The sequence below is a fragment of the Chitinophaga sp. S165 genome (assembly GCF_003182155.1).
Taxonomy (GTDB): Bacteria; Bacteroidota; Bacteroidia; order Chitinophagales; family Chitinophagaceae; genus Chitinophaga.
Genome location: NZ_QGTG01000001.1, coordinates 1,992,323 through 2,004,581, shown reverse-complemented (window position 1 = coordinate 2,004,581; position 12,259 = coordinate 1,992,323). Strand labels below are relative to the sequence as shown.

Annotated in this window: 6 protein-coding genes; all 6 read left to right on the top strand. The window is 45.4% G+C overall.

From position 1 onward, the window contains the following. Nucleotides 1-5: 5 nt before the first annotated feature. The 6 genes from C7475_RS07255 (at nucleotide 6) to C7475_RS07230 (ending at nucleotide 12,259) form a co-directional block, all read left to right on the top strand. Complete coding sequence (locus C7475_RS07255) at nucleotides 6-1,508, top strand: SusD/RagB family nutrient-binding outer membrane lipoprotein (RefSeq protein ID WP_110052630.1); 1,503 nt, start codon at nucleotides 6-8, stop codon at nucleotides 1,506-1,508. 27 nt (nucleotides 1,509-1,535) lie between these two features. Then, the gene (locus C7475_RS07250) at nucleotides 1,536-3,059 is read left to right on the top strand and encodes a DUF5689 domain-containing protein (protein WP_110052629.1); all 1,524 of its coding nucleotides are present in this window, start codon (nucleotides 1,536-1,538) and stop codon (nucleotides 3,057-3,059) included. A gap of 5 nt (nucleotides 3,060-3,064) precedes the next feature. Further along, nucleotides 3,065-4,555, top strand: coding sequence for a calcineurin-like phosphoesterase family protein (locus C7475_RS07245; RefSeq protein WP_110052628.1), 1,491 nt, complete (start codon nucleotides 3,065-3,067; stop codon nucleotides 4,553-4,555). A gap of 270 nt (nucleotides 4,556-4,825) precedes the next feature. After that, nucleotides 4,826-9,403, top strand: a complete 4,578-nt coding sequence (locus tag C7475_RS07240; RefSeq protein WP_110052627.1) for an Ig-like domain-containing protein — start codon at nucleotides 4,826-4,828, stop codon at nucleotides 9,401-9,403. Between the two features lie 20 nt (nucleotides 9,404-9,423). After that, entirely contained in the window at nucleotides 9,424-10,392 is a 969-nt protein-coding gene (locus C7475_RS07235; protein WP_110052626.1) for a type IX secretion system membrane protein PorP/SprF, read from the top strand. Nucleotides 10,393-10,408: 16 nt separating this feature from the next. After that, nucleotides 10,409-12,259: an OmpA family protein gene (locus C7475_RS07230; protein WP_110052625.1), complete on the top strand. Its 1,851-nt coding sequence runs from the start codon at nucleotides 10,409-10,411 to the stop codon at nucleotides 12,257-12,259.

The following is a 12,259-nucleotide window of genomic DNA, read 5'->3' as shown; positions in this document are numbered from 1 at the left end:
AAACAATGAAGAAGATCATATATACAATAACAAGCCTGGTATTGGTTAGCAGCGTCATGCTTTCTTCCTGTACCAAAGACTTCACCGAAATAAATACAGATCCGAATGGCACGCCTACGGCTTTGCCGGAGCAGCTACTGGCACCAGCGCTGGTAGGTTCTCTTACAACCGTTATGCTGCGTAACCGTAGCTTCAATAATGAATTGATGCAGGTGACGGTAGATCCCAGCGATGCAGAAGGAAGGGTATTCAGGTATGACTATCGTCCCGGTGTATCAGATGCGATCTATAACGGACTGTATACAGAACTGACCAACTTTAAGGATATATACAAGGCTGCCAGCCAGGAACTGACCTATAACAAATCTTATATGGGCATCTCCCTGATCTGCCAGTCCTGGATCTATTCTATACTAACAGATACTTATGGCGATGTACCATATTTTGAATCCAACCTGGCAAAAGATAGCGGTATTTATGAGCCGAGGTTTGACAAACAGCAGGATATCTACACAGATATCTTCAAAAAGCTGGACACTGCCAACGTATATCTGGGTACAGGTACAGAGATACTTGCTTCCAGTGATCCTGTATACGGTGGTACTGTAGCTAACTGGCGTAAGTTCGGCAACTCACTTTATTTGAGGTTGCTGATGAGAGTTTCAGCTAAACCTGAAATGGCTGAATTCTGCAAAGCAAAGATCAAGCAGATTGTAGAGACTTATTCCATCATGGCCAGCAATGATGAATCGGCTATCCTGAAATGGACAGGCTTTGGTCCTTTTTCTTCTCCTTATTTAGCTGTAAGGGAACAGGACTTCAGACAGCCGGGACTGGCCAGTTTCTTTATAGATCATTTGTGGACGTGGGATGATCCCCGTATCGATATCCCGACCTATGGTACCAATAGCATTAACCGTTGGGGAATTGCTCCTTATTCAGGTAGCTACGAAGGTATTCCGAGTGGTTATGCACCAGGAGAGAACCCTGTGAAGAAATCTTACTTCTATTCCAATACGTCTAAGTCGTCTCTGATGACAGAGCCATTGACAGGAATAATGATGAACTATGCAGAGCTGAAGTTCATCCTGGCGGAAGCAGCAGTGAAGGGATGGATCAAAGGTTCTGCGGAAACATATTATAATGACGGAGCCCTGAACAGCATTACGCTCTGGTTGCCTAAATGGCCGGTGAAAATAAAAGACTTCCTGACGACGGCACACATTCAGTGGGATGATAACTTGTCGTTTGAAGATAAGATGGAACGTATCCACTTACAGAAATATTATGCATTGTTCCTGGTAGACCTGCAGCAATGGTTTGAGTATCGCCGTACAGGTCATCCGATATTACCGAAAGGAGCAGGATTGAAGAACAATGGCGTCATGCCTGCAAGGATGGTATATCCTGTATACGTGCAATCTACCAATCCTACAAATTATAAGCTGGCTATCGCCAATCAGGGGCCTGATCAGATCTATACACAGGTTTGGTGGCAAAAACCATAATTGATATCAGTGATCAAAAATACTGTCATGAAAAAATTCTTAATATACGCTTTCTTCTTATCGTCGTTGATCTCCTTATGGGGATGTAAAAAAGATACCTATCCTGGTGGAGAGATCAGCCCTTATATAGCGCTCTTTGATATCAGGAACATATACAAGGGATATGATGTAACACTGACCAGGGAGAACATGAAGGGTTCTACCACTATTGCTGCAGTAGTTGTATCAGATCATTCCGGAGGTAACATTCCGGAAGGTTTACTGGTAGTACAGGATGCGCGCCGCTTATCGTTGCTACGTGGTATCTCCATTTCGCTGGGAGCGGCGGCTGCCGATTTTGCACCTGGAGATTCTGTAGTCATTCCCGTGGAAGGTGCTGTGCTGAAAAGGGTAGATGGCATTCTGGAGCTTACAGGCATTAAAAAGGAAGACATTAAAGTAGTGTCCACCGGCAATGCTGTTCCTATTCCTACAGTAACAAGCAACCTGATGGTAGCTAATCCCGACGACTATGAGAGCACCTTGTCAGTGATCGTACAAGGTACTTTTGATCCTTTACCTGAAACAAACGCTGTTTTGTCAGGAGATAAAATACTGAATGACGGCTTCGATAATATCACATTGCATACCGAAAGCTCTGCATCGTTCGCACAGCAATCCGCTTTGATCAACGCGAACTATATCGGTATCCTCTTTAGTACAACCGGGTCTGACGGCCAGCGGATACCGCAATACAGGGTGCGTAAAGGAGAAGATGTAATGCCGCTCAGCCCTGTGATGGAAATAGCGCCTGTCATCATTACCGGTTTTATTGCGGATGTAAAGGGAGGAGATGGTAACTATGAATATGTGCAGATGATGGCGACGGAAGATATCGATTTTGCTACAACTCCTTATGCAGTGGTTGTTACCAATAATGCCAATGCATCTACGCCAACTGGCGCTCCCGCTAAAGGCTGGGCAACCGGAGATATGCGTACATACAAATTCAGTCTGAGCCAGGGCAAAGCTGCTAAAGGCACTTTCTTCTATGTTGGAGGCACTAATAAAATGATCAATGGTTCCGGATCTACCAGCATGAGCACCAGCAACTGGATCAGGACATTAGACTATACTACTAACGACGGCGATGGCTTTGGTCTAAAAACGGGCGGCTTATTTGCCAATAGCGGTAATGCTTCAGGCGTAGCTGTATTTAAAGATTCTACTGTTACGGCAGATTCTAAACCTGTGGATGTGATCTTCGTTTCTACAGGTGGTAGCTTATACTCTGGTGGAAAAGGATATCGTATTGCCAATACAGATTTCTACGATACGGTTGATCCGCTTACAGGAGCCTCTCAGCCTTTCTACAGGCAAGGCTCTAATTTGCTCAGCCTCACTTACAATACTGCTGACCTGGGCTATTTCTATAAGCTGGGTGGTGTTTATGACCTTACCCTGGGGAAATGGTCAAGAGTAAGAACGCAGACAAATCTCCTGCTGACCAAAACTTCCGCTATTTCAGAGATTGAAGGCGAAGGAGCTACCATACTCAAAAGTAAAAATTAACAGCTATGACGCTTAACAGACGAAACTTCTTGAAGAACTTAGGTATTACCGGGTCATTGTTGACAGTGCCTTCGGTGATGCTGAACGCAAAGCCATTATTCAGACGGGGAAATATCGATCTCTCTAATATCACCCTGAAGGGAAAGGTACACAACAAAGGAAAGGGTATTCCAGGTGTACAGGTAACAGATGGTATTAATATCGTGCTGACCGATAAAAATGGTCAGTATGAATTACAGAGTAACGCAACAGCCGAATTTGTCTATATCAGCGTGCCATCGGGTTATGCTTTCCCGGAAGAGAAAGGGATCGCCAATTTCTACAGACAGCTGACTAAAGACAACAACTCCTATAAAAATGATTTCTCCCTGGAGAAACTGACCGTGGACGATCGCAAACATACCTTTGTTGTATGGGCTGATCCGCAGATGAAATCAAAGAAGGATGTGGAACTATTAATGAGCCAGTCAGTACCTGACCTGCAGGCATTGGTGAAGTCGTATTCAAAAGATACACTGATCCATGGTATTGGTTGTGGAGACCTGGTATGGGATGAATTCGAATTGTTCGCTGACTATAAGCAGGCAGTTGCCCTGTCAGGTATTCCTTTCTTTAATGTGATCGGTAACCATGACATGGACATTGAGGCCCGTACTGATGACGGATCTGCCAATACTTTCAAAAAGCAGTTTGGTCCTACGTATTATTCTTACAATAGGGGAGAGATCCATTATGTAGTACTGGATGATGTATTCTTTGTCGGCGCTGCGAAAAGCTACATTGGTTATATCACCGAAAACCAGCTGCAATGGCTGGAGCAGGACCTTGCCAATGTAAAATCAGGCAGTACGATCGTATTAAGCACACATATCCCCACTTTCACTGGCGCACAAAGAAGAGCAGGAAAACCGGAAGAAATCGGCGGAGGTACTGTGGCCAACCGGAAACAGTTGTACAAAATGCTGGCTCCTTACAAGGTGCATATCATGAGTGGTCATACTCACTTCAACGATAACTGGGAAGAAGGCGACATCATGGAGCATAATCATGGTACCGTTTGTGGCGCCTGGTGGACAGGCCCTGTCTGTGGCGATGGTACACCTAGCGGTTACGGCGTGTATGATGTAGATGGTTCTGATATCAAATGGTATTATAAATCTACCGGTATGCCGAAAGAAAAGCAGCTTCGCGTTTATCCTAAAGGAAAAGTGAAGGAATCGCCGGATGAAATATCAGCCAACGTATGGAACTGGGACAATAAATGGAAAGTGGAATGGTATGAAGACGGCGTGCTGAAAGGCCAGATGGAGCATCGCGTAGCGTATGACCCATGGGCTGTTGAGCTGTATGCAGGTCCGCAGTTACCGAAGAAGCACAAGTTCGTAGAGCCTACGCTGAATGATCATATGTTCTTTGCGAAACCATCTGCAGAAGCGAAGAAGATCACAGTAAAAGCTACCGACAGGTTTGGTAACGTGTACGAAGAAACGTTGTAGAAAATAGTAAATTAAATTTGGGTTAAGACAAGTCTCGAAAAGAGGCTTGTCTTTTTCTTTTCATAAAATATTAGCATATATGAGTATATTTGCGCGCTGATCTCGTGAAATTGCTATGTAGATTGTTTGTTTTCGGCGTTTTTTAATTTTAATGGGCGTTGTTCGGTAAATAGTAATCAGTATTCGCTTACTTATTTAAGTAGCAATTGCACAAACTCTTTATATCTGTGAAGATGCAGCCTGCTGCGGCTGTAAAATTTTGTTGTACCTATGAAATCACATTTCATCAGAGTCTTGTTAAGCGCGAGCTTAATACTCTTGCCTTTCTTTGTATTCAGTCAGTTGCCCTACAGCCCCTGTAGCCCTACCGGCGGAAAAAAAGCAAACATTTTAGGCGTAGAAACGAAGTACAGAGCTCCAGGCGGCGCTGCACCGACTTTTACTATTCCTGCAGGCACCAAGTCAATTGCGGTGTTTGTATCTTCCGAAACGGGTATACCTACGGGAGGCGACGATTTTGAAAGGGCGGATGAAGATTTTATTTCGATCAGTGCTATCATTGATATGGCCTCTGCTACTTCTTCCGGTTTTGTCAACTATGCAAAGAGCACGATCAACAATGGCACAGGCACGAATGTGTATGGCTGGAAAAATGTTGCCCTGGGTGCACAAATCCCGGATGCCAGCAAGTTAGGAGATAAGGCGCCTGATCTGAATAATGTGAATTTCTCTATTACAGGTTCAACACTGACCATTACGGAAAATGCGACAGCGATCCATTCTTCTTATTATGTAGAGTATCTTTCTCCTGCTACCAATTCCTTTGATCCGCTGCCAACACTGGTCCGTGCACTCGAGCATGGTCCTGATCCTATTAACAGCGACCTGGTAATTCCTATACCTGCTGGCGCCAGTGTGATTACCATTTCGGGAAAAGGAGTCAATGCAAGCCCTCTCGATACTACGGATTTCATAAATAAAAATGGTCTGGAAGAAGGGTATGCCAACATACGTATTACGATTGATCTGGATGCCGGATTGACAAATGGTTTTGTTACGCTCGCAAACGGAGGAACAGATGACAGAAGGTCTACCTACGTAGTTAGCGATATGAATAGTACATACAATGGGGATTTGATCGGTTCGGGGAATGCTACGGGAGATTATGCAGCTAAAAACGTTAATCCGGGCGCTGTTGGTTTATACGACCCCAGGATCTATGTTAACGGAACAAATTTGATTATCAGAAGGAATGATTTCTATGCCCGTGATTTTGATGATTCATATGTAATTGAATTTTATAAAAGGGTAGGGCAGGGAATGAGTGCTGAATTTATTGATTCTGACACCAAGTTCGTCGCAGCTCAGTCTTATCCGACCGAGGGCGTGGCCAAGACGTTTAAGATCCCTTCGGGAACTAATTTTATATATTTCAATGAAAATGCGAATGCCACGAACTCAAGTATTCAAAGTAATGAGAATCCGGTGGCGGTGTATGGATACATTGATCTGGTAGCAGAAACTGCTACAGGTTACTATTTCCAGCAAGTGGGTTATTCAAGTGGCAGACGTGATGATAACTATGCATTTAAGGATCTGCCCCTCGACAGTTCAAATGCACGCGACCATATAAGCGTAGTCGGTGCTAAATCCCCCCTGGCGTCAACATACGATCTTAGGTTCAAATTGTCTGCCGATAAAAGTGAGTTAACGGTTACGAATAGAGCAGGTTCAGCCCAAAGGGATTACCAGTTCCTGATGTCGACCGACTTCTTCGGCGCTCGTCCTGACGTTGCATTTAATACTTCTAATATAACCTTCACAAAAGGAGGCTCCTGTGAAACGGTAAAAGTGAATGTTGAAGTATGTAACCCAGGTTCAGGTAATGCTACCGGAGGCATGCCGGTTGCCTTTTATGATGGAGACCCAACTACAAACCCTGCGGCAAAGCTCCTTTATGTAAGCTCATTCGATCAGCAAATAAAGATGGGAGAGTGTAAACCTTTCAGCTTTGACTTGAGCCTTAACAGTTATCCTGACCTGAACATAGACCTGACCGTTATCATCAATGATGATGGTAGTTTCGTTCCGGGAGGTGTAGGTAATGCTGTGGGTACGCCATTTACATTGGCATCACTGGCTACGCAGAACCCTTACTATAAAGAATGTTTTTACGATAATAATATTATTACCAGAACGATCAACGTAAATAACTGCCCGGTCATTGATCCGGATCCTGACCATAGCTCCGGAGCGGGTGGCAGTTACGCTTACCTGAACTATTTTACTGCCGGTAGCACCACCGGTGCAAAGATCGTAGACAACGACTTATCGGCGATAGATCCTGATGGCGGTGATGTTTATGGCGCTACGATCACGCTAACAAATATCCTGAATGCCGGTCAGGAAGGCATTCAGCTGAATGGTGCATTACCTGCTGGTATCACTATTTCCGGTGATGGCACTGGTGTGGTTACGCTGTCCGGACAGGCTTCACAGGCTGACTATATAGCCGCAATCAAGTTGCTCGAATATTTAAACTCGAACAAAACACCAAATCTGACAGACCGTAACATCACGATCGTTCTGAATGATGGTGTTGAGAACGGACCTGCTGCTAATACCACTATTAAAATACTGACGCAGCCAATTGCAGATGTAACCGGTAACAGTATTTCGATAGCCGATAACAGTACTACAACAAATACGGCAAACGGAACTGATTTCGGATCAACTACCGGTACTACGATTACACACACCTTCAATGTGCAGAATGCTGGTACCGGTGTATTGACACTGATAGGTACACCATTGGTGAGCATCAGCGGTGATCCTGGTTTTGTAATTGCAACGCAACCTGCTACTACTTCTTTAAGTGCCAGCGCTGCTACTCCTTTCGAGGTACGCTTCGATCCGGCTTCTCAGGCAGCAGGTGTTTATACTGCTACCATTACTATTCAGAATAGTGATGCGGACGCAGACAGAGCAGATTATACCTTTGTTGTTACGGTTAAAGTGAATCATTTGCCGACCGTTTCCAATGGTAATGTAACTGGCGATGAGGACAATACACTGGCCTTTAATAATACTGACTTCACCGGAAAATATACAGACGTTGACAATAATCCGCTGGATAAGATCAAGGTGCTTTCCCTGCCGTTGCATGGTAGCTTACAACTGAATGGTACGCCGATCACCATCGGTCAGGAGATAGCGGCTGCTGATCTGGCCAACATCACGTTTGTTCCGGATGCTAACTGGTGGGGAACTACCAGTTTCAACTGGGTGGCCAGCGACGGCAGTGAGTATGCAACTGCACCCGCTACTATGACTATTACCATCAATCCTGTAAATGATGCGCCGGTGGCAACAGTTCCTGCAGGCCAGAACCTGGATGAGGAAGTGAAAACAGCGTTGCCGGGTATTTCCTTTGCGGATATTGATGCAGGGACAGCTTCTGTGAAAGTGACTATTTCGGCTCCGTCTGGATCCCTCAGTGCTGTATCTGGTAATGGTGTGACTGTGAGTGGTACACCTGCGGCACTGGTATTAGATGGTAAGATCACAGATATCAACGCATTTATTCAGGCCAATGGTCTTAGCTATACTTCAGTAGATAATCCGCCGGCATCTGTTATCGTAACAGTAAATATCGACGATAACGGTAACATGGGCGCCGGTGGTAACCAGCAGGACACGAAGACAATTACCCTGACATTCACACTTGCAAACGATCCACCAACCGGTAACGGTGATACTAAAGTAACCGACCAGGATAAGCCAGTGAGTGGTAGCGTAACAGGTAGCGATCCTAATGGCGACCCATTGACCTTTACGAAAGGAACTGATCCTGCGAATGGTTCAGTAGTGGTAAATCCTGATGGTACTTATACTTACACACCGGATCCTGGTTATTCAGGTAACGACAGTTTCACGGTTATTATCAGTGATGGTAAAGGTGGTACCGTAACAGTTACAGTTAATATCACTGTAAACCCGGTTGTTCCGGGTAATAACCCTCCAACGGGCACCGGCGATACCAAGACAACCGAGCAGGACAAACCCGTAAACGGTAATGTAACTGGTACTGACCCTGACGGTGATGCACTGACCTTCACCAAAGGCACCGATCCTGCGCATGGCTCAGTAGTTGTAAATCCTGATGGTACCTATACATATACACCTGCTGCGGGTTATTCCGGTAACGACAGCTTTACTGTTATTATCAGCGATGGCAAAGGCGGTACTACAACTGTAACCGTAAACATCACCGTTACACCGAAGGTAAATGCACCTGTTGCTGTGGATGATAAGGTGGAAACTAAGGCGAATACACCGGTAACCATTGAGGTGCTGGTGAATGATAAAGCAGGTACTTCCGCACTTGACGAAGGATCTGTTGAGATCATCGCACAGCCTTCGCATGGTACAGTAACCGTTAAGGAGGATGGCACGGTTGTTTATACACCTGCTACCGGTTATTCAGGAGAGGATGTCTTTACGTATCGTGTTGCCGATGCCAACGGGGTATTCTCCAACGTTGCGACAGTAAGCATAACAATCACATCATCTGCCGTAAATGTACCTAACCTGTTTACTCCGAACGGAGATGGTAAAAATGACAATTTCGAAATAAGAGGCCTGAACCAATATTATGATAATGAGCTGATCATTGTTAATCGTTGGGGAAATGAGGTGTACCGTCAGAAAGGTTACCAGAACACCTGGAAAGGTGAGGGCCTGAATGAGGGTACTTATTACTACCTGCTGCGTATAAAGCGTAATGCGAACGCAGAATGGGAAGTCTTTAAGGGGTATGTAACATTGATCAGAACTTTTAAAAAGTAAAGGAATAAGCGCTCTATACTATGAAAAAACTATTTCTGATAGGCGGACTAATAACATCACTGGGGCTTACTGTGCATGCACAACAGGATGCACAGTATAGCCAGTATATGTTCAACGGCATTTATATCAATCCTGCCTACGCCGGTTATAAGGAGGCGTTAAATCTGCATGCTTTCTACCGTAATCAGTGGACAGGCATTGAAGGGGCTCCTAAGAGTTTCTCACTGGCGGTAGACGCGATTGCCAATGACGGTAATGTAGGTCTGGCGCTCCAGGTAGCCAGCGACAAACTAGGTGCACAGGAAAATTTATCTGCTTATGCCAGTTACGCCTACCGTATCCGGCTGAATGAGGACGGTAGTTCCCGTCTGGCTATTGGCTTAAGTGCCGGGCTTATACAGTCAGGTATTGATGGTGGTACACTGAACCCCAACGATCCTGAAACAGAAATGCCGGCAGGCCTGCACAGGATCACCCCTGATGCCAGAGCTGGTATCTTCTATTCAAGCAACAGGTATTATGCGGGGCTATCGGTAGATAATATCCTGGTACAGGCCTTTAAAAATACAGGGCGTTTTACCTGGCTGCCACAAACCAAACTGCATTATTATTTAACGGCGGGTATGCTGGTGCCGGTAAATGAAGACATACAGCTGAAGCCATCCTTCCTCCTGAAGGATGATCGCGGAGGACCTACCAGCCTTGACCTGAATGCTTTCCTCCTCTATAAGGACATTGTATGGATTGGTGGTTCTTATCGTACTGGTCTGAAGATGTATGATAAAGGTTATCTGCAGAAAAACCTGATGTACCGTAACGCGGCAGTGGCAGCGGTAGAAGTATTTCCTGTACCGAACCTTCGTGTAGGATACGCGTATGATTTTTCTGTAGGTCCGTTGCAGAGTTATAGTGGCGGTACGCACGAAATATCTGTTGGTTTCACATTCAATAAACAAAATATCAGAATGGCTACGCCACGGGTATTCTAAAAAGCATCCATTGACAATGAGAAAAATACATTACGCTCTTAGCCTGTGTTTATTGTTTTCTTCGGTTAATTCAATGGCGCAATATGTCATTAAGGAAGCGGATAAGCAATACGAGGTTTTTAAATACGCAGAAGCGATCAGCCTTTATGAAGAGGCTTACAATAAGAAGGCTACCCTGCATGCTGCGGAACGTCTGGGCGACTGTTACCGCCTGAATAATAACTATGTGCAGGCAGAACGTTGGTATGCTATTGCGACGGGAATGCCGGACAGTAAAGCAGACAATCTGTTCTTCTACGCCCGTGCATTGCAGAATAATTCAAAGTATGCCGAGGCGAAAGTACAATACCAGAATTACGCTACGGCAGGTAAGAATGTTCCAGAGGATCTAAAGAATACATGGATCGCTTCCTGCGATTCTGCCATCAGCTGGATGAAGACACCTTCTCCACTGAAGATAGATAATAACAGGTCGCTGAATTCAGAGAAGTCTGACTGGAGCGCTGTGTCTTATCAAGGTGGCATGGTTTTTACTTCTGATCGTTTTACAGACAAAGCACATCAGCCTAAAAAGCATAGCCGCATTTTACGTTTTGATACACGTAATACGCCAGATCCGCTGTTGAATGGTTGGACAGGTAATGACTACCTGCACCTGTTCTACAAACCGGGTAATGGCGATAGTGTTCAGTTGTTCCCTTTAGAAACCGGAACAGGTTATCACGTTGGATCGGCCAGTTTCACTAAGGATGGTAAGGAAATGTATTTTACCCTGACACGTATTCCCGGCAAGGGCAACCGTGCAAAAGGTAAGGCTGTTACCGTTAACATTGAAATTTACAGCAGCCGTCAGGATGCAAGTGGTAAATGGTCAGCACCACTGGCATTCACTCATAATAATGTAACTGCCTATTCAGTGGGTGATCCATTCATTACGGAAGACGGCATGGCACTTTACTTCTCCTCCAATATGCCTGGAGGCGCGGGGGGAACAGACCTGTATGTATGTTACAGAACTGCGGTAGGGGAATGGGGGCCGCCGTTAAATCTGAAAGAACTAAATACTCCGGGTAATGAACGCAGTCCGGCGGTAACCAAAAAACATGTCCTCTTCTTCGCCAGTGATGGCCGTATTGGTATGGGTGGACTGGATATATTCCGTGTAGCGCTCGATAATACTGGTAAGACCAAAGGCACGGTGAGGAATATGGGTTATCCCTTTAACTCTCCGCAGGATGATTTTGCCTTTGGTGTGACAGAAGCTGGTATCGCTTACCTGTCTTCCAACAGGGATGGTGGTGTTGGTAGCGACGATATTTATACTGTAGCCAGGTTGAAAGAGGGTGAGTCAGCGGTAGATGAGCCTTCAACAACTGCACAGGATACTATCAATAAAGTTCCGGTTGCACCACCAGATAGTGCTTCCGTTCCTGCCGGTATTGATCCTAAGGGTAATCCCGTGGCAACTACGCCTGTACCCGAGCCTGCGAAGGATAGCGTTACTACTACGCCGATCGAGCCTGTAATTCCTGATATCTACTTTGACTTTAATAAAGCGGATATCCGCGCCGATGCACAGCCTTCATTAGAAATAGTAGTTAAGTTGCTGGCAGATATTCCTGGTAGCATTGTAGAGGTAGGCTCACATACAGACAGCCGTGGTAACGACGCCTTTAACCTGCAGCTTTCCCAGAAACGCGCGGCTTCAGTGGCAAATTACCTGGTGGGCAAGGGCGTCGAAAAGGCGAGGATCAAGTCGAAAGGTTATGGAGAGACGAAATTGAGGAACAAGTGTGGTAATGGGGTGACCTGTAGTGAGGAAGAGCATAAGCTGAACAGGAGGACGGAGTTTAAGATCGTGAAGTAA

Excerpts from the sequence above, each read along its gene's own strand:
- C7475_RS07250 (WP_110052629.1), top strand. The coding sequence starts at position 1,536 with ATGAAAAAATTCTTAATATACGCTTTCTTCTTATCGTCGTTGATCTCC.
- C7475_RS07245 (WP_110052628.1), top strand. The coding sequence starts at position 3,065 with ATGACGCTTAACAGACGAAACTTCTTGAAGAACTTAGGTATTACCGGG.
- C7475_RS07230 (WP_110052625.1), top strand. The coding sequence starts at position 10,409 with ATGAGAAAAATACATTACGCTCTTAGCCTGTGTTTATTGTTTTCTTCG.
- C7475_RS07235 (WP_110052626.1), top strand. The coding sequence starts at position 9,424 with ATGAAAAAACTATTTCTGATAGGCGGACTAATAACATCACTGGGGCTT.
- C7475_RS07240 (WP_110052627.1), top strand. The coding sequence starts at position 4,826 with ATGAAATCACATTTCATCAGAGTCTTGTTAAGCGCGAGCTTAATACTC.
- C7475_RS07255 (WP_110052630.1), top strand. The coding sequence starts at position 6 with ATGAAGAAGATCATATATACAATAACAAGCCTGGTATTGGTTAGCAGC.